This window comes from Paenarthrobacter sp. NPDC092416 (genome assembly GCF_044755025.1).
Classification (GTDB): domain Bacteria; phylum Actinomycetota; class Actinomycetes; order Actinomycetales; family Micrococcaceae; genus Arthrobacter.
Window position 1 is genome coordinate 487,380 of the sequence record NZ_JBIVQG010000002.1, and the last position, 21,020, is coordinate 508,399.

The 21,020-nt window shown below is 63.8% G+C and carries 21 protein-coding genes; 4 read left to right on the forward strand and 17 right to left on the reverse strand.

Annotated elements, in window-relative coordinates:
• The first annotated feature begins 3 nt into the window (after positions 1 to 3).
• Positions 4 to 810, forward strand: a complete 807-nt coding sequence (locus ACIQC5_RS06390) for a metal-dependent hydrolase (protein WP_400279602.1) — start codon at positions 4 to 6, stop codon at positions 808 to 810.
• 140 nt (positions 811 to 950) lie between these two features.
• Positions 951 to 2,576: a DUF6345 domain-containing protein gene (locus ACIQC5_RS06395; protein ID WP_400279605.1), complete on the forward strand. Its 1,626-nt coding sequence runs from the start codon at positions 951 to 953 to the stop codon at positions 2,574 to 2,576.
• 102 nt (positions 2,577 to 2,678) lie between these two features.
• Here the strand turns inward: ACIQC5_RS06395 and ACIQC5_RS06400 are convergent, their stop codons facing one another.
• The 11 genes from ACIQC5_RS06400 to ACIQC5_RS06450 all read right to left on the reverse strand — a co-directional run bounded on the left by ACIQC5_RS06400 (position 2,679) and on the right by ACIQC5_RS06450 (position 14,508).
• On the reverse strand, positions 2,679 to 2,906 hold the full coding sequence (locus ACIQC5_RS06400) for a hypothetical protein (protein ID WP_400279608.1): 228 nt from the start codon (positions 2,904 to 2,906) through the stop codon (positions 2,679 to 2,681).
• A 53-nt stretch (positions 2,907 to 2,959) separates the two neighbouring features.
• Entirely contained in the window at positions 2,960 to 3,640 is a 681-nt protein-coding gene (gene deoC / locus ACIQC5_RS06405; protein WP_400279610.1) for a deoxyribose-phosphate aldolase, read from the reverse strand.
• Between the two features lie 93 nt (positions 3,641 to 3,733).
• The gene (locus tag ACIQC5_RS06410) at positions 3,734 to 4,615 is read right to left on the reverse strand and encodes an FAD-dependent oxidoreductase (RefSeq protein ID WP_400279613.1); all 882 of its coding nucleotides are present in this window, start codon (positions 4,613 to 4,615) and stop codon (positions 3,734 to 3,736) included.
• 200 nt (positions 4,616 to 4,815) lie between these two features.
• On the reverse strand, positions 4,816 to 6,162 hold the full coding sequence (locus tag ACIQC5_RS06415) for a patatin-like phospholipase family protein (RefSeq protein WP_400279615.1): 1,347 nt from the start codon (positions 6,160 to 6,162) through the stop codon (positions 4,816 to 4,818).
• The gene (locus ACIQC5_RS06420) at positions 6,159 to 6,623 is read right to left on the reverse strand and encodes a hypothetical protein (RefSeq protein WP_400279618.1); all 465 of its coding nucleotides are present in this window, start codon (positions 6,621 to 6,623) and stop codon (positions 6,159 to 6,161) included. The genes ACIQC5_RS06415 and ACIQC5_RS06420 overlap by 4 nt, the downstream gene beginning before the upstream one ends.
• The gene (locus ACIQC5_RS06425; RefSeq protein ID WP_400279621.1) at positions 6,620 to 7,102 is read right to left on the reverse strand and encodes a hypothetical protein; all 483 of its coding nucleotides are present in this window, start codon (positions 7,100 to 7,102) and stop codon (positions 6,620 to 6,622) included. Before ACIQC5_RS06425 ends, ACIQC5_RS06420 begins: the two co-directional genes overlap by 4 nt.
• The gene (locus tag ACIQC5_RS06430) at positions 7,099 to 8,073 is read right to left on the reverse strand and encodes an acetoacetate decarboxylase family protein (RefSeq protein ID WP_400279623.1); all 975 of its coding nucleotides are present in this window, start codon (positions 8,071 to 8,073) and stop codon (positions 7,099 to 7,101) included. Before ACIQC5_RS06430 ends, ACIQC5_RS06425 begins: the two co-directional genes overlap by 4 nt.
• Positions 8,070 to 9,161, reverse strand: a complete 1,092-nt coding sequence (locus ACIQC5_RS06435) for an esterase (protein WP_400279626.1) — start codon at positions 9,159 to 9,161, stop codon at positions 8,070 to 8,072. The genes ACIQC5_RS06430 and ACIQC5_RS06435 overlap by 4 nt, the downstream gene beginning before the upstream one ends.
• Positions 9,158 to 11,224 carry a hypothetical protein gene (locus ACIQC5_RS06440; RefSeq protein ID WP_400279629.1) on the reverse strand — a complete coding sequence of 689 codons (2,067 nt, stop codon included), beginning with the start codon at positions 11,222 to 11,224 and terminating at the stop codon, positions 9,158 to 9,160. Before ACIQC5_RS06440 ends, ACIQC5_RS06435 begins: the two co-directional genes overlap by 4 nt.
• Positions 11,221 to 13,833 (reverse strand): GMC oxidoreductase, encoded by a 2,613-nt coding sequence (locus ACIQC5_RS06445; protein ID WP_400279632.1) that lies wholly within the window; start codon positions 13,831 to 13,833, stop codon positions 11,221 to 11,223. The genes ACIQC5_RS06440 and ACIQC5_RS06445 overlap by 4 nt, the downstream gene beginning before the upstream one ends.
• 249 nt (positions 13,834 to 14,082) lie before the next feature.
• Positions 14,083 to 14,508: a hypothetical protein gene (locus tag ACIQC5_RS06450; RefSeq protein ID WP_400279634.1), complete on the reverse strand. Its 426-nt coding sequence runs from the start codon at positions 14,506 to 14,508 to the stop codon at positions 14,083 to 14,085.
• A 205-nt stretch (positions 14,509 to 14,713) separates the two neighbouring features.
• On the opposite strand from ACIQC5_RS06450, the gene ACIQC5_RS06455 reads away from it, so the two are divergent.
• Positions 14,714 to 15,304, forward strand: coding sequence for a dihydrofolate reductase family protein (locus ACIQC5_RS06455; RefSeq protein WP_400279637.1), 591 nt, complete (start codon positions 14,714 to 14,716; stop codon positions 15,302 to 15,304).
• A gap of 48 nt (positions 15,305 to 15,352) precedes the next feature.
• Here the strand turns inward: ACIQC5_RS06455 and ACIQC5_RS06460 are convergent, their stop codons facing one another.
• A complete protein-coding gene (locus ACIQC5_RS06460; protein WP_400279640.1) occupies positions 15,353 to 16,009 on the reverse strand; it encodes a dihydrofolate reductase family protein in 657 nt (218 codons plus the stop codon).
• Between the two features lie 9 nt (positions 16,010 to 16,018).
• Complete coding sequence (locus tag ACIQC5_RS06465) at positions 16,019 to 17,068, reverse strand: LacI family DNA-binding transcriptional regulator (protein ID WP_400279642.1); 1,050 nt, start codon at positions 17,066 to 17,068, stop codon at positions 16,019 to 16,021.
• 94 nt (positions 17,069 to 17,162) lie between these two features.
• On the opposite strand from ACIQC5_RS06465, the gene ACIQC5_RS06470 reads away from it, so the two are divergent.
• Positions 17,163 to 18,629, forward strand: coding sequence for a sugar porter family MFS transporter (locus ACIQC5_RS06470; protein WP_400279644.1), 1,467 nt, complete (start codon positions 17,163 to 17,165; stop codon positions 18,627 to 18,629).
• Between the two features lie 3 nt (positions 18,630 to 18,632).
• On the opposite strand, the gene ACIQC5_RS06475 is transcribed toward ACIQC5_RS06470, so the two are convergent.
• From ACIQC5_RS06475 to ACIQC5_RS06490, 4 genes are read right to left on the reverse strand one after another with little or no spacing between them, the layout of a single operon-like run.
• Positions 18,633 to 19,400 carry an ABC transporter permease gene (locus ACIQC5_RS06475; protein ID WP_400279647.1) on the reverse strand — a complete coding sequence of 256 codons (768 nt, stop codon included), beginning with the start codon at positions 19,398 to 19,400 and terminating at the stop codon, positions 18,633 to 18,635.
• Positions 19,397 to 20,179 (reverse strand): ABC transporter ATP-binding protein, encoded by a 783-nt coding sequence (locus ACIQC5_RS06480; RefSeq protein ID WP_400279649.1) that lies wholly within the window; start codon positions 20,177 to 20,179, stop codon positions 19,397 to 19,399. Before ACIQC5_RS06480 ends, ACIQC5_RS06475 begins: the two co-directional genes overlap by 4 nt.
• Positions 20,176 to 20,547: a DUF1048 domain-containing protein gene (locus ACIQC5_RS06485; protein ID WP_400279651.1), complete on the reverse strand. Its 372-nt coding sequence runs from the start codon at positions 20,545 to 20,547 to the stop codon at positions 20,176 to 20,178. Before ACIQC5_RS06485 ends, ACIQC5_RS06480 begins: the two co-directional genes overlap by 4 nt.
• Before the next feature lies 1 nt (position 20,548).
• Positions 20,549 to 20,878 (reverse strand): PadR family transcriptional regulator, encoded by a 330-nt coding sequence (locus ACIQC5_RS06490; RefSeq protein ID WP_400279653.1) that lies wholly within the window; start codon positions 20,876 to 20,878, stop codon positions 20,549 to 20,551.
• Between the last annotated feature and the right edge of the window lie 142 nt (positions 20,879 to 21,020).

The window sequence follows — 21,020 nt, forward strand, 5'->3', positions numbered from 1 at the left end:
CGAATGATGGGAGGACACCACGCCGCGTCTGGTGCCGCGGCGTGGATAGCTATTGCCTCGACCGGCCCGTACGCCTTGGGTTGGTATCCGTTGGATTCCACGGGAATCCTCATTGGAGCCATGGCGACGGCGGGCACCGCCTTGGTCTGCGACTGGGACCACCGGCACAGCACGATCGCGAACTCGCTGCCTCCGCTGTCCAACGCGATTGCCGTGGGTATCGAGAAGGCCAGTGGCGGTCACCGGCAGGGGACGCACTCGCTGCTGGGAGCCTCGGCGTTCGTGGTGCTCGCAGCCATGGCGGCGCAATTCCAGATGGTGACCCCCGTTGGAAAGCTGTCCGTTGGCGCCGGGCTCCTGTGCATGTTCATGATCAACCTCGCGGCCAAAGCACTGAACCTGTTCCCGAAGTCCGGCTGGATCACCAACTGGCTTTTCGCGCTGGTTATGGCGGGCCTGGTGACGTGGTTCGCGCCGGATCAGTGGGGCTGGTTACCGTTGTCCATGCTGACGGGCGTTGTTGTGCACATCGTGGGCGACATGATCACCGTGGGCGGCGTACCCCTGTTGTGGCCGATCGTCATCAAACCACCGAAATTCCTGCGGAAATCGCTGATCAGTGGAATCTGGAAAGCCAACGGTGCTTTTTCCGTGCCGCTGCTCGGCAAAGCCGGTTCCCGCCGGGAATGGTTGGTGCTCATCCCCGTGAGCGGGTATGCGATGGTGGGCATGGGGGCCGCGGCCTGGGCGCTCGCGCAGCAGCATTGGCCGCGGGTGGTTTCCTCTTTGGGAGTGCTCGCCGGGCTGTAGCATGGCTGCCCTGCGAACTACCGGAAAAGCATTGACAGAGGCAAGCCCCAGGCGGATTATTACATCATCTGGATTAATTCTGGGGCCTGGCTGAGGTTCCGCCAGGCAATTAAATTAGATCGTCTTTAGAGGACATCGCCATGCCTGAAAAATCTGAACTCCCCATCTTCCGCGCTGCCGTCAAACAGCCGGAAACCCGCGATCTCCTGCACGCCGCAGAAGTGCTGTTCCGGATCGCGGACTTCAAGCTGAGCGAGAACCAGGATGCCCTCATCCTGGAATCGCCCACGCACGTGGTGGAACTCGCCCGCCCCAGCGGCGGCATCTGGGCAGCCGACAACACCCGGCTCTTCAACCCCCACCTCAGGCCGGTCCTTCCGGATCTGGACAAGGCCAGCTCGTTTGCGAAGGACTTCGCTGCAAACTCCGGGCTCCTGCCCGCATTGGGTGGCCCCGCCTCCTGGGGTGACGTCGTGGTCGGGGGGACCCGGCTAGCGACCGTGAACGGCAAGGAGCGCGAAGACCGGGAACTTGACCGCCAGTTCATCTTCCCCGTGCATGTCGAGGGGCTGCCTGTTGTGGGCGGCGGCGGTGACTTCACTCTTGCGCTCGGCGACGGCGGCGACATCATCGGCTTCCACGGCGTCTGGAGGGACCTGACCGATGCTTTCGTTTCCCGCACCATCTCCAGGGATGAAGCAGAAGAGTCCTACCGGAAATCCCTTGATGCCGCAGGGCTGAAGGTTGAATCCGTGGTCTCCTACCTGGCGTACTACTCCGCGCCGGCAGCGGAGGCCCAGGAAGTTCTGTACCCGGTGCACGTCCTCGGGGGAACTGCGATCGTGGATGGCCAGAAGGTTCCGCTGCGCATGTCCACATTGCCGGCCACGGAATTCGGACCCAAACCCGTCATTCCGGCGCCGGAGCGCCCGCGCCCGCCCGCCTCCAAACCGGGTTCCGGCGGGGGCGACGAGAGTCCCCGCCAGCGCCGCGGATACACGTCCCCCTCCACCGGGGAGAGGATTTCCGCCGAGGCCCGTGCTGCGAACCCGTTCGAAGCCGGCACGTCCTGGATAGGAGTGAGCGGTGGGCTGAACGGCAGCAAGAACAACGCCAAGGGATTTGTTGACGGCTGGCAGTCCGCAGGCTGGAACGTCAATTTCAACTGGGGCGATGCCAATGCCTTCGAAAGCGACTGGCGTCGCAACGATGACACTTGGGTTGATGCGGCCGATTTCGTGTTCTACACGGGCCACGCGTCCATGAACGGGTGGGTTCTGGCCAACCCGGACGACGGCAGCCTGAACTTCAGCGAAGTGGGAGCCGGGCCAGCCAATCCCGGTGACCTCTGGGGACAGAATGACCTCGAATGGGTGACCATTGCCGCCTGCGGCCCCTTGCAGGACAGCATCCTTTCGCCCGGGGGCGGCAATGTCCTTTCGCGCTGGGATGGAGCCTTCGACGGCCTGCACTTACTGATGGGCTATGGCGCCATTACTTTCGACAACGAGACCGAGGGCCGCGACCTGGTCAAATATGCGCGCCAGGGCAAGACGCTCCGGGACGCCTGGTTCCGCACAGCCAAGGAAACGCAGCCGGCCACCAACGGGGCTGCTGCTCCGGATGGTCCGGTGGTGTGGACCGGAGTGATGTGGGCAAGTAAGGCTGGGGCGGACCCGGCCAACGACCACGCGTGGGGCCATGGTTCGGTTTCTGCCGACCCGGTTTCACCCACGTCGCTCTCCTGCATGTGGACGGTCTGCTGACAAACGGTCGCCCTTTAAGACAAACAACGCGGGGTCACTTACGGCCCGTCAATCCCTGAGGAATGGGCTGTAAGTGACCCCGCGTTGCAGTCTAAAAGAGGTTTAGCTTTCGCCAGCCGAGTCCGAGCGGCCGAAGATGGTCTGCGGGATCCAGAAGGCCAGGGCAAAGAGGCCCAGGCAGACGGCCATCGGCCAAGGGTTCCCAAGGCTCAGGAAGGACAGCGAGTAAATGGCGCCCAAGAACAGGACCATCATGATGACAAACAGGACGATGGAGACGCCGAGGTTGTTCTCTTTTTCAATCGGGGCACTTGTTGCGTTCTTGGACATTCATTCCTCCTCGGCCCCGCAGGGCTCAAAAATCTCTGGCGGTTGCGGAAGCCTTAGTAGGCTGATGAACCCTGTTCACCCTTGACGATCGCAATTCCGGAACTCGCTCCGATACGTGTTGCACCAGCAGCAATCATAGCCTGTGCATCGGCCAGGGACCGCACTCCGCCGGAGGCTTTGACGCCTAGCTCCGGGCCCACGGTCTTGCGCATCAAGGCCACATCTTCAACAGTGGCTCCGCCGCCGTTGAATCCGGTGGAGGTCTTCACGAAGTCCGCTCCTGCTGCGACGGAGGCTTCGCATGCAATGACTTTTTGTTCGTCGTTCAACATGGACGTCTCAATGATGACCTTCAGGATGGCGCCACCGGCGTGTACTGCCTCGGCGACGGCGGTGATGTCGTCCACCAGGGCACCCTTATCGTTGGCGCGGGCCGCGGCCATGTTGATGACCATATCGATTTCATCGGCGCCGTCCAGCACAGCACCGCGGGCTTCGAAGGCCTTGACGTCGCTGGGGGTGGCGCCGAGCGGGAAACCGATCACCGAGCAGGTCAGGACGCCCGAACCCTTGAGGGCCTTGGTCACTGTCTTCACCCAGATCGGATTGACGCAGACGGACTTGAACTTGTACTCGACCGCCTCGGCGCAGACCTTCAAGACCTCGGCCTCGCTGGCCTCGGGCTTCAAGAGGGTGTGGTCTATATACGAGGCGATGCCGGCTTCGTTGCTCATGGGATCCTTCCGTGCCGGGCGTGGCCGGCCCGGTGGCCGCAAGGTTGTCACTGCCCGTCAAAGGACCATCTTGCCACACCCTATCCCGCTTGCTTAGGCGGCCACTTGGGCCTCGCGTGCCTTCCCCAGCGAGCCGCCCATGGTACCCAGGAGAAGCCCTGATGCGCACAGCATCGCCGAGGACTCCGCCGAGAGCAGCAGGCCCAAGCGGAGTCCGTCGCATGACGCGGCATCGCCGATTGCCCAGATGCCCGGCACAGAGGTGGCGAGGTCGCGCCCCACTGCAATGCCGCCGTCGTGGGCTGTCATGAGGCCAGCGCTCTCGGCGAGTTCGTTGCGGGCCGTCCGTTCCTCAGCCAACACCACCAGATCACCGTTCATGCTGCTGCCGTCCTCGAAGAGGATGCCAGTGGCGGGCAGTGCAGAACCGGCGATGGACGCGACGACGGCGGCGGGGCGCAAGGTGGTGCGGACCGGGCGGACACCGCGGGCACGCAACACGGCTTCGGCCTGGCCGGCAGCGGGTCCTGTGCCGACGAGGATGCCGAGAGGGCGCCGGCCGACGATCCGGGTGACGTCCTTGACGGCTTCGCCAATGGCTCCGGCGTCGTCGATGGTGGAGTAGTTGAGGCCGCGGGAGGCGCCGGTGACCGGCGGGAGGGCGGGTGCCGATCCGGTGGCGATGACCAGTTGGTCGTAGGCGAACTCCATGCCATCCACCGTGGTCACGATCTTCGCATCGGAATCGATGAAGCTGGCGGCCTGTCCGAAGCGGACGGAAACCTGCGGGAGTTCTGCGAGCGCCAGGAGGGCATCGGGGCATTCGTCACGGTTGCTGAGCACAGTGATGGTGCCGTTGAAGGGGCGCTGCCGGGGGTCGCTCTTGCCCGCCAGTCGCCGCACCAAAGCCTGGGCCGCGGGTCCTGCGCCGGCGATGACGATGTGGAGGGAAGTTGCGGACGGGGTGGCGGACATGGTTGGCCCTTTCGCTGGTACGACCTGTTTGGTGCTGTTGATCATCAGCGTAGATGTCCGGTTTTTCGTGGGTGTTTCCCCGCTGTTGCCATCTTTTGTAGATCCGTAGCGTGGCGTTTACCCGCCGGTAATAACGTGGATCACACTCGTGGCCGGTCATGGTGAGGTCGACGCCGGATGGCCGGCTCGGAGGGGGCGGTTCAGTACCGGCGCAGCAGCTCCCGAAAACCGTTCGCAGCGAAGCCGGCCACCGCCGAAGCACGATCCACGAACCCGTGTGCACCCACGGGTTCAATGGAGCCAAGCAGCGCGGCTGTGTCTGCGACGCTGAGGGTCAGGTCGGCCGATAGTCCGTCCACGTCCAGCTGCGCCCGCCGCGAATCGGACCACGCGTCCGGCCCTGGGTCATCGTGCAGGGTGCGGGTCACCGCCAGGTCCCGCCACTCGCCGTCGAGCCTTGCCCGCGCACGGTAGGTGACGTTATCACCGGCCGCCTCCACCCGGCCGTCCCCCAGGAACACGCGGCCCCCGAAACGGGCGTGCTCCACATAGCCGGTGAACTGCGGGGCTGATTCAGCGGGTGTGGTGGGCAGCACTACGGTGGCCTTGAACGTGAGCGGTGTGCCGTCCAGTTCGCCGCGTAAGGTGTCGTTGAAGCGGACTCCGGCAGCGGGCTCGGTCATCGCCGTGCAGGCGGCGTCCTTGGCGAGCCCGGTGGGCGTCATGGCGTCAAGGTAGGCGCGGGCATCCCGGTAACCCATGCCGATGAGGGTGTCGGCGTCGATCCTGCCCAAGTAGAACTCGGGATCCAACGGCAGTGGATGTTCGGGGCGCACCACATGCAGCACAAAATCGCGTCCTGCGGCCTTTGCGGTCTCGAAGTCCGCAAGCAGGGCTCCCATGGCGCTCATTTCGATCATGTGCACGTATTGCTCCAAGGGACCGTCTCCCCAGTACGGCGCGTTGCCGATGCACCAGATGAGCCACACTTCATCGGCGCCTCGTCGCAGGGCTTCGCCGACGTTCGCGTCGCGTATCCACACGGCATCGGTCCAGATCTTCCCTTCACGACGCAGCGGTGTCAGGAAGATGGGCAGCGACATCCCGGCGGCCATGAGCGCGGCGTCGATACCGGTTGCGTCGATTGCGTGGCACCGCTTCTCGGTGAACTCCACTACGTTGAAGGAGCCCTCGACGGCGCCTGGTTCCGCTGCGCGGGCACGGATGGTGGCGTCATTGATTCCCAAGGCCGGGAAGACTTTGTCCAGGATGCCGTCGGCGTCGCCAATGGCAGGGAGGGACCACGGCCCCTTGAGGTAGTCGCCAAACGGCAGGGCTGAGCCGAAATCCTTGACGTCCACGCCCGACCAACGGGCACACATCTCCTCCGGGGGGATGCCGGAGAGCAGCATGCCGGCGGTGAGGATGCCGCCGGAGGTGCCATCGATGTGGTGGAATTCCATGCCCTCTTCTGCCAGTGCCCGGACGACGCCGGCTTGCCAGGCCACGCGCATCCCGCCGCCGGCGAGGACCAAGGAGCGTTTCATGTGCCGAGGCCTGCGCTGACCTGCGCTCCGCTGATCCGGCGCCAATAGATGAAGAGTAGTACCGCCGTCGCGAGGTCGAAGAAGGCGACCAGCAGTGCAACGGGGGCGAAGACACCGTTCAGTACCCCGATCCCGACGGCACCGAACGCCCCGGTTTTCTGCACACCGGACCAGAGGACAACCTCGGGCGAGGGCACAGCGTTAAGGAGGGTGTGCAGGAGCAGCCCACCCACCACCACCATGAACATTCCCACGGTGCCGAAGAGTTGCCGGGTTTCGGGAGTGGATTCCGTCCCTATGATGTGGAGGACGCTGCCGCCGAAGGGAACCTGGATGGCGCCGGTGAGCACGGTGATGATGGCGATCACGGCCAGGACCGCCCTCAAGGGGTCGGCAGCCGCCCAGGCCACAGTCCCGGGAGGGTGTGGTTTCCGGGATCCTGCGTGCTGGTGCGCGGTCACGCGAAGGACTCCAACAGCCGGCCGCGGTCCACGAGCAGCCAGACGATGGCGGCCCATGTCAGCGTGGACACGTAGAAGCGGATGTCGTTGAGCATCATCCACCGCTGCAGCAGGGAGCGGAGTTCGGCGTCGTCAGCGAAGTCGCCGCCACGGATCCGGACGTTGATGGGGATGATGATGCCTTGCCCCACCCATGTCAGCACGATGATCCCCACGAGGCAGATGATGGCCGGAATGACGCGGATGGTGCCCCACTCGGACCAGACCAGGATGCCACCGGAGATGAACATGATGGGGACCACGATGGTGAAGAACTTGGTGGCTGCGCGCGTGGGGATGCCGAAATGCATGTCCACGTTGTCGCGGGCCAGCGAACGCCACGTGGGGTAGAGGAACCATTTCAGGACCCACATGGTGCCCACGTACATGGTGGCGCCGAAGAGGAAGTAGAGGGCGTTGATGAGCAGGAGCCAGTTCATTGGGCACCTCCTGGAGTGGTTCGCGGAACGGTGCCGGGGCCGGGGATCCTGCTGCGGTCCGGGGGAGCCAGCCACTCCTGCCCTTGGCCCAGGTTGACGACGCTGTCCATCATGTCGCCGCCGCGAAGGGCCACGGCCTCGAGCTGGGTGGGGGCCGTGAGGAACCAGGCTTCGTAGTGGTCGTCCAGGACGCCGTGGGCTTGTGGCAGCCAGGCGGTGAACACCGGCTTGCTCTCAACCTGCAGGTTCTTCAAGGGCTCGACGCCGGGCGCGTCACCGAGGATAAGCCGCGCCTTGGCTTGGGCGCCCAGGGCGATGTCCCCGGTGGCTTCGAAGTAGATGTCCGATTTCCAGAGCATGTTCCGGAAGACGCAGTAGTTGGACGCGGCCAGTTTTAGCGGCAACCCGAGGGGGTCGGGCCGTTCGATTTCGATGTAGCAGCCCAACTGGCCGTCTTTGTCGTACTGGGCGGAAACAGTCGAGTCCGTCACCACAAAGTCGAGGTTGGCCTGGTGCTTGGGCATGCCCCAGATTCCCTTGCCACCTTTGACGGAAATCTCCGAGCTGACGGGCAGGTCCACCACGAACTGGCCCAATTTGAAGGTCTTTTGGAAGATCAGCGGCAGGATGGGCGGGGTGGGCCGGCTGCCGTGGGTGATGGCGATGGCCAGCGAGTATTCGATGTACTTCCCGATGTCCGTGGATTTGTAGTTGACCACTGTGACCACCAGCAGACCCTTGCCGCCCAGGCTGAACGGCCGCATCTCTGAGCCTGGAAGGGCTGCTGCCGCTGCCCTTTTGTTGATGGGGAAGGCCGCCATCAGTACTGGGGAGTCATCGGAATTGACCGGCATGACGTATTTGATCCCGTCGGCGAAGGCGTGCTGTCCGCGGAGCCGCTCCTGCCTGCGTGGTACGGGTGAGGGGATGAGCTTGAGCAAAGGGGTGACCAGTTCGGTAAGGGTTTTCATGACTTCTGCTCCTGGACTCTGCTGGGTTGCTGGACTCTGCTTGTTTCCTGGATTCCGTTGAGTTCCTGGACGATGACCGGGAAAGTGTCCTGCCACGCGTGGTCGCCAAAGAAGACGTCCAAGTGGCCGTAGCCGGGGATGAGATGGAGCGAGTCCTTGCCGGGTCGGTGCTTTTGGAAGAACTCGAAGGTGCGTTGCTGGCTTTCGGGCAGGAAGCACAGATTGTCCACGCCGGCGATGAAGGCGAACCGGGCATCGGTCTGGGGTGCCTGAGCCACAAAGTTGTCCGGCAGTTCGGGGTGGTTTCCCGCTGCGACCATGTGCCCGGCCTTGATGCTGCGGCCCATCTCCTCGAAGAATGTCACCGGCACTTCGGCGAACTCGCCGCTGAGCCATTGGTGCGTGGCGTCGTCGAGGTTTTCATGGGACCAGAGGGCCGGGCGCCCGCTGCCGTAGGTGAAGCTGACCATTTTGCAGACGGTGTTATCGCATTCATGGTGGGTGGCCTTCACCAGGCCGCGGATGGCCCGGGTGAAGTAGCCCTGGGACTTGTAGCCCCACGACGGCGACAGGTGCGGCGTGAAGACCTTGACCACCGGGGTCAGGTAATCGATCTTCAGCCGCGAGAACGCCGGGACCACCGGATGCAGGGAAACGGCGTTGGACACGATCGTGTCTACTTGAGGCAACAGCCCAGCCACGGCGGACATGGTGAACGACGTGGATCCCTGGCAGTGGATGACGGCTTTCATCGTGTCCGCGCCGGTGGCGTTCAGGACATGCTCGACGGCGGCAGGATGGTCGTACACGGCGGCGTCGGCGAGCGTCCAGGAAAGGGGGTCGAGGTCTATGGACGCCCGCCAATTGAGCATCCACACATCCCAGCCGTCTTCCAGGAGTACATCGACGATGGTGGTCCGGACCGGTGGCCTGAACAGCTCCGCCCGGACGCCGGATCCGTGGACCAGCATCACAGGCCCCTTGGTGACCTCAGCCGGGGACGTGACATGGACCAGGCTCAGCGGTGTGTTGTCCCGGGCACGGAACGGAATGACCTCGGTCCTGTGCTCGGCACGGGTGATGATCATGATGAGGTGCCTTTCCGTGCGATGGTGATGGGTTCTTCAAGCAGCCGCACCGCCGGCAATCCGGACGACGGAACCAGCCGCGCGCCGTCGTCGTTCGTCGCCAGTTTCCAATCGCGGCAAACGGTGTCCAGCATGAGCGGGTAGACGGTGACGCTGCCGTCCAGGGCGAGGTGGAGACGGAGGAAGCCCTTGTGGTCCTCGATTGACTGCCCGGACATTTTCCACGAGGACACCTCGCCGGTGGGTGTAGCCAGGATGTACAGGGCGAAAGTCTCGCTGCCCAGCGCCCAGCCGCCCACATGCATCAGTGCGAGTGCCAGCAAGACGATCACGAAATGCGGCCAGCCATCCGGCCAGGGAATCAGGATCACGACGGCGGCACTCACTGCGAGCGCGGACAGCTGGTACAGGGCGCCACGGGCAAAGACCACGATCCCGGACGTCGCGAGATCGAGCCAGCGTGCAAGCAACGCCGTCACTGCGAGCAGGAACGGCACCGAAACGACCAAGATCACGATGAGCAGCAGGGTGTTTCCGTGGGTCAGGCCGCGGAGGCTGTCCACGAACGACTCGCCGCGGAAGGCGCTGAAAACCGTCCAGATGGTCAAGGCAGCCACCACGTGTGCGATGCCCAGCGATAGCCCGAAACCGGGATTGCGGATGGGCAGCCAATATTGGGAGAACGGGTTGGCCAGCCGTGGGCCGAGACGCTGGGAGTCTGCCTGGCCCGGATAGATGGTGGGCATGCGGATGAAGCGCCGGCCCGTGGGAACGTCCTGCACGTCCGGTATGCTCGCCGATTCTCCGGGGCTGGCCGCCGGTGCCGGGAGGACGAGGTGCTCCGGTAGCCAGTGCGCGTCCGAGAGGTAGGCGCCGCCCAGGCCGCACGTGATCATTTGGGTTCTGGACGGATCCGGTGGGAGGTTCTCGGCTTCGCCGGGCGCTCGCTGTTCGTAGCGGGAGTAGTGGTGGAGATCGCCAGTGAGCCATAGCCGGACACTGGCGCCCGTACTCTCGAACAGGCCGGTTTCAGGGTTGAAGCGGCGGCGCAGGTAGTCCTGTTCGAAGAAGTTGACCTGCCGGAACTCATTGACTCCGGGCTCCGAGGCGTCAACCCAGAACGGGGCTGCGACGCACAGCATGATCGCGTCCCCGGGCTGCAGCTGCAGGGTGACGTTCCGGTAGAAGTAGTCCAGTTGGGGTTCGTCGATGTACTGACCCAGTTGGCTGTCCAGGCCCAGGAGCCACCAGCCCGGCGTTCCGCGCCGGCCCGGTGCCGGGGATTCGCCTGTGAGCCGGACCGCGAAGTAGCTGCGTGATTGGATGGTCCGCCACCTGCCGATGCTCCGTTGCCGGGTGAACAAGCGGATGAACGAGGTCAGGCCGTCGTACCAGTCATGGTTGCCGGGGAGGGCCAGCATGATGGGCGTCTCGTTGTGGGGCCTGCTTTGCGCGCTATTCGTGGCGTTTAGCGCGTTGAGTGGGCCCCGCAACGCGGGCAGGGCCGTCCGGTATGGTCCCGCCATCCGGTTCTCGTACGCGGCAGGGGAAGCCACGGGGTACACCTCGTCACCGCCAAGGACCAGGACCCGGCCGCGGGGGAGTTCGTGGCCTTCGACGGTCAGCTTGTCTTGGGCCAGGAACAACGCGACGGAATACGTTGCGTCGAAGCCATCGCCCAGGTCAGCGGCGAAATCGAGCCACATGTCTGTGGCTGCCGGATTGTCAGCTGCGCGTGCTTCACGCTCCTCGTGTTCAGCGCGGGCCCCACGGTCCGCTGCTTCCTCTGGCGAGGGCCGGCCTGTTTCCTTTGGCGAGGGCAAGCCGCGGCTGCTGACCGGTGGTTGCGCGGGTTGGCCGGGGACTGGGAGCTTGTCCAGGTCCAAGGGGTCGGCGGGGAAGCTTCCTTCCAGTTCACGTTTGTCGCCGAAGTCGGCGAACACGGTGGCAGCCATGACCTTCAGTGCGGTACGGGCCAGCGACATGGGAGAGAGCCAACGGACCGCTGCCTGGGGAGTGAACCCCAGGACAGCGCGGTGTTTCGCGAGCTCCCAGCTCTTCATCGCCCTGGCCGGCGTGGAGTACGGAGCGGGAAAGGGACACGTTTCAAGGCCCGGCCGTAAACCTGCAACAGCTCGCCCGCGAAGAGCTTCATGAAGGCCGCCAACCCTGCCACGGGCGCTGGTCCGTCGGCCCTGAACGTGGTCAGCTGCTTGGCGAAGTCCAGCGGGCGGATGTACAGAATGCCGGCGCCAACGATGCCCTGCTCTTCGCCGTGACCTTGACTCTCGGAATGGTCCGGTATTTCCCGGGTTTCCGGCAGGACTTCCGGCAGTGTTTCCGGTGGCGGCACATGCCCGCGGAGGATGGTCGCGTAGAGGATGGTGGTGTCCTGCCAGATGTCCAAGCCCGCCTCGTTGTGGATGAGTTTGTGGCCGGTGAACGTGAACGGCGTGCCGCCCGGGTCTCGGAGCCACAGCCGGTACAGCATGCGCCGCGCCGGTCTGCCGTCCGCGGACTCATCGGCGACGAACAGGTTGAACCAGCCACGTTCCACAGGCATCCGTCCGCCGAAGTAGTCCGCCAGCACGTAGCCCTCAGCCTTGGCCGGGTGGGCAGGATCGGCAACGAACGCGTCGATGTCTTCGGCGGTAATCGTCAGCTCGAACATGATCTTCCGGCTCCGGTCCCTGCCCAGGCTCCTGCCCTTCTCAGGATCGGTGACACCGGGACTGAACCAGCCATGCATCTGCTCGGTGAACCGCACCGAGGTAGCATCCTTGGGTTTCGCCGTTGGAATCCCGAGTCCACGCGACCGCGACCCGGTAGCACTCTCTGCGGTCACCGCGCTCGCAGGCTCTTCCTCCTGTGCGCCCTTGCCCTTGGTGGCGTCCGGTGCCAGGGCTCGGGGAGCCGCAGCGCCGACGTCGACGACGGCGCCAGCGAAGTCGCCGGGACCTGCAGCGTCGGCGGGGGTAATTCCCCTGTGTTCCCCTTGGCCGGCGACGTCCAGAATGTGCGCGCACGTGCGTTCCGCGAAGGCCGCAATGGTCAGAGAGGGGTTGGCGCCCACGGGCCCTGGCATTGCCGCTCCGTCCACGACGTACAGGCCGGGGTAACCGAACACCTCGCCATGGGAATCGCACACCGCTTCGCCTGGGTGCCTGCCCGAGGGGGCACCGCCGATCGGGTGGACCGTTATGACCCGTTTTGCCCACCACAGCGGATTGTCTACGAAGTCGCCGTCGAGGTCGCGGGCGATCGCGGCCATCGTTTCGCGGACGCGGCCGAAGTATTCGGTTGACGTTGCCATGGTCCAGGCGATGGCGAGCCTGCCGTCGTGAAGGGACATGACGCCGTCGGGAATGTCACGCCCCATGCCCAACAGCGGGACAGAACTGGTGGAGAGCCGGCCATCGCCCAGGGCAGCAGCCAGGTCTGCCGACACGTTGGAGCGGCCGGACTCGAAGAGCCTGTCCTTCAACAACTGGCCCGCAACCCTGGCCGTGCGTTTGACCGTGGTGCCGAGCTGGGCGGTTTCGATGAGCCAGTTCATGAACGCTGGATACCCGGCGTCCTCCACGTAGTAGCCGCGGCCGTCGCCGTCGTCGTCGTTTGAATCGGGCACCCTGATCGCAGTGGTGATGACGGGACCGCGGCTACCGGTCAGGGTTCGCACGCCCGGGCGGTTGCCGTTGGCGGCGGGAGTCTTGGCTCCCATGATGAAGGTCAGGAGATCGCCGTTGCCGCTGAAGCGGGTGCCCAGGGCGTCACTGAGCGCAGGGAGCGAGCCGCGGTTGCGGAGCAGGAGGAAGTTGGTGCCGAAGGTGCCCGCGCCAAGGAGGAGCCGGCGGCAGTGGATGAAGCGTTCGGTGAGGAGGGCTCCAGGGTTGCGGGGATCGTGGACGACGTAGCGGACCTCGTAGCCTCCGCCGTCCAGGGGCCTGATACCGCGGACATCATGGAACGTCCGGACATCGGCACCTTTCGCCGCTGCTGCGGAAATGTAGTTGTGGTCCAGGGTGTTCTTGGCGCCCGCGTTGCAGCCGATATCGCACTCGCCGCTGAGCGTGCACGTGGTCCGAACCGTGGTGGGACCGTGGATGCTGCCGTAGCTGGGCAGAGGCAACGGCCGGTTGGTTTGGGGCTCCTTATCGGGCTCCGTGGAGAACGTCACGGCGATCGGCGGGCGGCTGATGTGCAGGCCCAGCGTTGCGGCTGTGTCCTCCATGGCTTGAGTCTTGGGAGTGTCCCTGTAGGGGTAGGGGACCGGTTTGAGCATGGACTCTGCGGCGTCATAGTACGGATCGAGGTCAGCGCGCGTGAAGGGCCAATTCTCGTAGCCGCCACCGGGAATGGGGGACTCGTTGACGAACCACTTTTCGTCTTTGCGGAGCAGCACATTGGCGTAGATGAGGGAGCCGCCGCCCAGGCCGCTGGACACCAGGCCCTCCGTGCCGCGGAAAGTCCAAGCATCAAACAGACCGTACAAGCCGCGGTCCGGATCCCAGAAGTTTCTGCCCATCTCTGCCGGGGAACGGGCGAAGCTGCCCGGCGGGTAGGGTTTGCCCCGCTCCATCAACACCACGGACTGCCCTGCCTCGGCCAAGCGAAGGGCGGCCACCGAGCCGCCGAAGCCGGATCCGACCACAACCGCATCTACTTTTTCCATGCCGCCCCGGTGGCGTGGCGGATCGTCGGCAGGTTCCGAACCCGCATCCCCGTTGTTCCCGGTCCCCAGACGACCCATGGCCGTTCCTCTCAGAGGAAAGCTGACAACATAGCTGCAAGAGACGGCGCCGGACGTGGCCGGGCGGTGCCTCCGCGGACTATGGCCCCATGTTCCCACCGGGCCGGGAATCTGTCCATGAGGTGGAGTAATCCGTTTGTGGCCGTTCGCGGGTGCGGCCGGGGGATGTATTCAGCCGATGCGCGTGAAGTTCAGGTCGAAGTCGTGCTCGAGTGGCGCTCCCAAGTAAGAACCGCGCTCCCAACGGCCCGTGATGCTGTTGCCGTCTTCGCTGACATGGCCGACGTAGCGTTGCGGCCAGTCCGGGCCGTCCCGGAAAAGGGTCCATACATTGCCCTTGAGCGTCATGTCGTAGATCCGTGCGACGCCGCGCGAATCGAAGTAGTGCTGCTGGAGAGCGCCGTCCGAGCCTGTTGCGCCGATAACGCTGACGGCGTTGGGAAACTCCGGCCTTTGAACCGTGGATCGCTGGATGAGGAAACCGCCTCCCTCCAACCATTCGAACGTTGTCCGGCCGGACGCACCCATCGCTGGCGCTTCCGTCTCCCATTCGCCGACCAGGATGTTGAGGGACTCCATGGTGGGTTCGGATGTCATCGGTCCTCCTCGTGTGTGGACCCAGTGTGTGGACCCAGTTTCCGCCTTGGCCTGCCGGTTTGGCGAGGGCTGCGGGGACTTCCTGACCCTCTTTGGGGGACCGTGGGCCGGAAGTCATCCGAATTGGGTTGAATACCTGCAGCCCAACACCCAAAGAAGGTCAGGAAGCAACGCTGGTCGGGTGCCTTGGTGGCATGATGGGCGCATGAGCCGAGTCACTTGCGATTTGACCATCTCCTTGGACGGCTTCGTCGCCGGCCCGAATCAGAGGGCGGAGGAGCCGTTGGGCGATGGCGGAGAACGGCTGCACCGGTGGATGTTCGAGGAACCTGAGGCCAACGCGGCCGCGATTGAGGGCATCCTCGAGGCCAGCGCGTACATCATGGGACGGAATATGTACGCGGGGCCTGGGGAGTGGGACGAGGAATGGCGGGGCTGGTGGGGCGAGGAACCGCCATATCACGCACCCGTTTTCGTCCTGACGCATCAACGCCGCGAGCCTTTGGAGATGCAAGGCGGTACAACGTTCAACTTCGTGACCGACGGCATCGAGTCAGCACTCGCCCAAGCGCGCGAGGCAGCCGGCAGCAAGGACGTGGCTGTTGCCGGAGGGGCGGAGACCGCACGCCAATTCCTTTCGGCTGGGCTGATCGATGAGTTGCGGCTGCACATTGCGCCCATGGTCCTCGGGTCTGGCGAACGACTGTTGGACGGCGTCGGGGACCTCAAGCTTGAGCAGACAGAAGTCAGCGGAAGCAGCCTCGTCACGCACGTGCGCTACCGGGTGGTTCGCTGAGGGCTGCAGGTTCGTTGAGGGCTGCACGTTCGCTGAAGGCTGCAGCCCTCAGTCGTCATCGCGCGCGTAGTGGAGCAGCACCACGCCGTTGCCGAATGTCCGTGTCTGCTTGAGCGTGAGGTTCATCCGGACTTCGGGGACCTGGAGCAGCGGCACGCCCTGTCCAAGGACCACGGGATTGACGTAGACCCGGATCTCGTCCACCAAGCCGTGCCGGATGAAGGAAGCGGCCAGGTTGGGGCCGCTCAGGATGATGTCGCCGCCAGGCTGCGCCTTGAGTTCCGCTATTTGTTCAGGCACGACGCCGGACATCACCGTGGTGTTCCAGCCCGCCTGAGCGATGGTCTTCGAAAAGACGAACTTGGGGATGTCCCGCCAGATTCCGGCGAAGTCGAGCATGGGTGCTGAGAGCCCCGGACTTTGGTCGGCTGTGGGCCAGTAGCTGGCCATCAACTCGTAGGTGACGCGCCCGTACATGAAGGCTCCCGTCGCCCGGAATTGCCCGTTCAAGTAACTGAGGAGTTCGTCGTTAACGCGGTGCCAGCTGATGTCGCGATCCGGGCCTTCGAAGAATCCGTCCAAGGATACCGATGACATCAGCACGATCTTGCGCATTCGAGTACCTCCGCGTTCGGCGCAGGGCGGCGTGGCCGCCGCCGTTCCTTCCAGTGAAGCAGTACCTTCCAGTGAAGCAGTCGCCTCCACGAGATCAGGCTACTGTGGAGGCGCCGTCGAACTTCGGACCACCAGCTGCGGCGTGAGCCGCCTGTCGGCCATTGGAGCGTCGGGGTCGTTGAGCCGTGCCAAGGCCACTTCGCCCGCGATCCTGCCCAGCTCCACCGCATGGAGATCCACGGACGTCAGGTCAATCCCATGGAGCCGTGCTGTCCTTGAATTGTCATAACCCACCAAGGACAGGTCGCCGGGAATGCTCAGGCCCCTGGCATGGGCGGCCTCACGCACGCCCATGGCGAACTGGTCATTGTGCGTGAAGATCGCGGTTGGCGCGTCCGCGGCGTCGAGCAATTCGGCGGCCGCGCGCTCGCTGGCCTCTTGGGTGAAGTCCTGGGCGGACAAAGTTTGCGGGGTCAATCCGGCGTCGCGCATGGTTTGTTCATAGCTTTGTCTGCGCACTATGTGGCCGTCGTGGGCAGGCCCCGCCAAGTGGGCTATGCGCGTGTGCCCCAGGTTGAGCAGGTGTTCGGTGGCTGCCCGGGCGCCGAAAGCGTCATCCGAATAGACGCTGTCAACACCCTCCACCGGCCGGGTGACGCTGACCAGCGGGACGATCTGGGCCATTTCCCGCACGTGTTCGTCTGAATCCAGCAAAGTTGCGGCGATGATGATCCCCACCCGAGCCTCTATCAGTGACTCCAGCGCACCAGGGTCTACACCGTCCACTGATCGGGAAACGCTGAGGATCATACGGTTGCGGTTTTGGGGGAGCGCTATCCGGACGCCGCTCAGGATGTCTGCATAGACCTCGTTGCGGATGTCCATGAGATAGAGCCCGACGGCGGAGCGGTGCTTGCGTGCGAGGTCGGCGGCTCCTGCGTTGGGCCGGTATCCGAGACGCTTCGCGGCATCGAAGATGGCCTGTTTGGTCTCCTCGCTGACTCCGGGGGCGCCGCGGAACGCGAACGATACGAGGGTTCTGGACACGCCGACTTCACGAGCCACGTCGCTTTGCGTGGCAGGACGGTGTCCGCGGTCAGGGGCCATGCCTTCATCCTCCCACGACCGAAGACCAAGAAAATTAGTCATTTGTTAGTTTGACCTTACATTTAAGCCTTTCGCGCGTTAGTCTTTATTCAGAGCGGGTATTTATGACTCGCACCACACTGACAAAGGAGTCCTGATGTCTGCTACGCAAGCGCAGCGCGAAGGCGCCAATATAGCCGCCCTTCCTCCGTTGACGAACGGTCCGCACCGCAAACGCCTTGGCATGGTTGCCATGGTGGCCACCTTCGGTGGTCTCCTCTTTGGCTATGACACCGGTGTCATCAACGGAGCGCTTCGACCGATGACCGCCGAACTCGCACTTACGCCACTCACCGAGGGGGTCGTGACAAGTTCCCTGCTCTTTGGTGCCGCCGCCGGGGCAATGGGAGGCGGCCGCCTCTCCGACACCTGGGGACGGCGCAAGACGATCATCCTCCTGGCCATCTTGTTCCTCGCCGGCGCCTTGATCTGTGTGTTCGCTCCGAACTTCGAGGTCATGGTGGTGGGCCGTGTCATCCTCGGCCTCGCCGTCGGCGGAGCTTCTTCCGTGGTGCCGGTGTACCTCGCTGAGCTCGCCCCGTATGAGATCCGCGGTTCGTTGGCGGGCCGCAACGAACTGATGATCGTCGTCGGCCAGCTCGCGGCGTTCGTCGTCAATGCGATCATCGGCAACATCTGGGGCGAGCACCCTGGTGTTTGGCGGATCATGCTGGCGGTCGCTGCGCTGCCTGCCATTGCCTTGTTCCTCGGCATGCTCCGGATGCCTGAGTCCCCACGTTGGCTGATCTCCCAGCGCCGCACGCAGGAAGCCTTGGATGTACTCTCCACCATCCGTTCGCCCGAGCGTGCCGCGGCGGAAATGGCCGACGTCAAGCACCTCACCGAAGAGGAAGAGCAGATGAACTTGTCCGGGTGGGGCGCGCTGAAGAACAAGTGGATCCTGCGCATCCTCCTCGTGGGCATCGGCCTGGGCGTTGCCCAGCAGCTCACCGGCATCAACTCGATCATGTACTACGGACAGTCCGTGCTCGTCGAGGCCGGTTTCGACTCAAACGGCGCGCTCATCGCCAACATCGCACCAGGTGTCATTGCCGTCGTCGGCGGTGTCATCGGGCTTTCGCTGATGCAGCGCATCAACCGCCGCACCACCCTGATTACCGGCTTCATTCTGACCACGGTCTGCCACTTCCTCATCGGCATCGCCTCGATCGTGCTGCCCGTCGGGGACCCGGTACGACCGTTTGTGATCCTCTTCCTGGTGGTCGCATTCGTGGGCTCCATGCAGACGTTCCTCAACGTTGCCGTATGGGTGATGCTCTCGGAGATTTTCCCGCTGCACATCCGCGGCTTCGCGATCGGTGTTTCCATCTTCTGCCTTTGGATCGCCAATGCCTTCCTCGGCCTGTTCTTCCCAACGCTGGTGGCCGGGGTGGGGATCACCGGTACGTTCTTCCTCTTTGGCATTGTGGGCATTCTTGCCCTGATCTTCATCTACACCCAGGTCCCCGAAACCCGTGGCCGTACGTTGGAAGCCCTTGAGGAGGACGTCACCACGGGTGCTATCTACCTGGTGCACAAGAACCACGCGAGCGTGGGTTCCTAAAGCCTAGGAGACCTTCCGCCGGTACGCTGCCATGGCGAACGCATAAGCGATGACGAGGATGCCGATGCACCAGGCGAGGGCAATCCAGATGTCGCCGCCAACCGGCCGGGACGCGAACAGGGCCTGGATGGTATTGACGATCGACGTCACGGGTTGGTTCTCGGCAAACCAGCGGACCGGGCCCGGCATGGTGTCGGTGGGCACGAACGCCGAGCTGATGAACGGCAGGAAGATCAGCGGGTAGGAGAAGGCGCTGGCACCTTCCACGGTCCCTGCGCTGAGCCCGGCGATGACGGCGACCCAGGTCAAAGCCAAGGTGAACAGCGTCAGGATTCCTGCGACCGCAAGCCATTCCAAGGGGCCTGCTGAGGGGCGGAAGCCCATCAGCAGGCCCACGATGACAATGATCACCACTGAGATCAGGTTGGCCACCACAGACGTCAGCACATGAGCCCACAACACCGAGGATCGTGCGATCGGCATCGAGTGGAACCGCTCGAAGATGCCACTTTTCAGATCGATGAAGAGCCGGAAAGCGGTATAGGCGATCCCCGAGGCAATGGCGATCAGCAGGATGCCCGGCAGCAGGTAGTTGACGTAGTTGTCCGTGCCGGTCTGGATCGCCCCACCCAGCACGAACACGAACAACAGCATGATCGCGATCGGTGTGATGGCGGTGGTGATGATGGTATCCACGCTGCGGAAGATGTGCCGCATGGAGCGGCCCAACAGGACGGAAGTATCTGCGAAGAAGTGCGTGCTGGTGCTCATGACCCGTCCTTTACTGACTCGACCTTGGCGTTATCACCCACGAGTGCGAGGAAGACTTCCTCCAGTGTGGGCTGTTTTTCGATGTATTCGACCTTCGCTGGTGGAAGGAGTTGTTTCAGCTCGGCGAGGGTTCCGTTCGCGATGATGCGCCCCTCATGGAGAATGGCGATCCGGTCTGCGAGTTGCTCGGCCTCGTCAAGATACTGGGTGGTGAGCAGAACGGTGGTGCCGTGCTTGGCAAGGTCCTTCACGATCTGCCATACCTCCAGGCGTGCCTCGGGATCGAGTCCCGTGGTTGGCTCATCGAGGAAGATCACCCTCGGGTGCCCGATCAGGCTCATGGCAATGTCCAGGCGACGGCGCATGCCTCCCGAATACGTGGCGACTCTTCGAGGGCCGGCATCGGTAAGGTTGAAGCGCGCCAGGAGGTCATCAGCCACTTGCCCGGAGTTTTTCAGGTGCCGAAGCTTTGCCACGAGCACCAGGTTCTCGCGGCCTGAGAGGATCTCGTCGACGGCGGCGAACTGCCCGGTCAGGCTGATGGTCTCCCTCACCCTGAGCGGCTCTGCCGAAAGGTCGAAACCCTCGACGGCGGCCTCGCCGGCGTCCGCTTTCAGCAGGGTCGACAGGATCTTCACCATGGTGGTCTTGCCTGCTCCATTGGAGCCGAGCAGCGCGAAGATGCTTCCCGGGGCTACCTCGAAGTCCACGCCGCGCAGCACATGCAGATCCTTATAGGACTTCTCAATGCCCTGCACCCTGATTGCGGTGGTTGTCATGATCCGGTCTCCTTCGCCTTCGCCTGGTCGACCGCCTTGGTCAGGCGATCGCGTTCCTTGTCGATCCACCGCTTTCCGCCGTATGCCTGGGCGAAGCTCTCAGCGAATTCGATGGGGTCTTCTCCGACGATCTCGCTCACCGGCGTGCCGTCGATTGCCGCGCGTTCCCACAGATCCGCGAGGTCGGAGAACATCTGCACGATCGTGTCGCCTTCGGTGACCCCGCCGTAGTACATGAAGTACCGGTTGAAGGCGGTCGCCACTGTGCCGTAGGGCTCAGGGAGGGCATCCAGCCGCGCCTTGGCCTGCTTGTACTGCTTCTTTTGTTCCAGCGAGCCGGTCACGAGCTCGATCCACTTTGCTGCCATGTCAGTTTCCTTCCTTGCGAAGCTCTTCAATCCGTTCGGACAAGAAGCTCCATGTGTTCCAGAATTCGTTCAGTTCTTTTTTGCCCTGGGCGTTGAGTGAGTACACCTTGCGGGGCGGGCCCTTTTCGGATGGCCGCTTCTCGACGTCCACCAGACCCTTTTGCTCGATCCTGACCAGGAGCGCGTACACGGTCCCCTCAGCGATCTCGGTAAAGCCCTGCGCCCGGAGCAGCGTGGTGATCTCATACCCATAGGCTGCGTTGCCGGTCAGGAGGGCAAGAACAATGCCCTCCAATGTGCCTTTGAGCATCTCCGTCATTTGCTTACCCACTGGACACCTCCTTCACTACTCAGTATTACTAGCTACCACTACATAGTAGCGCTAAGTAGTGGAAGTGCAACCCCCCAATATTTGATGGTTGGTGGGCGGCAGCAGCGGTGCGCGCATGCACGATGTCGTCCCTTACCAGCGC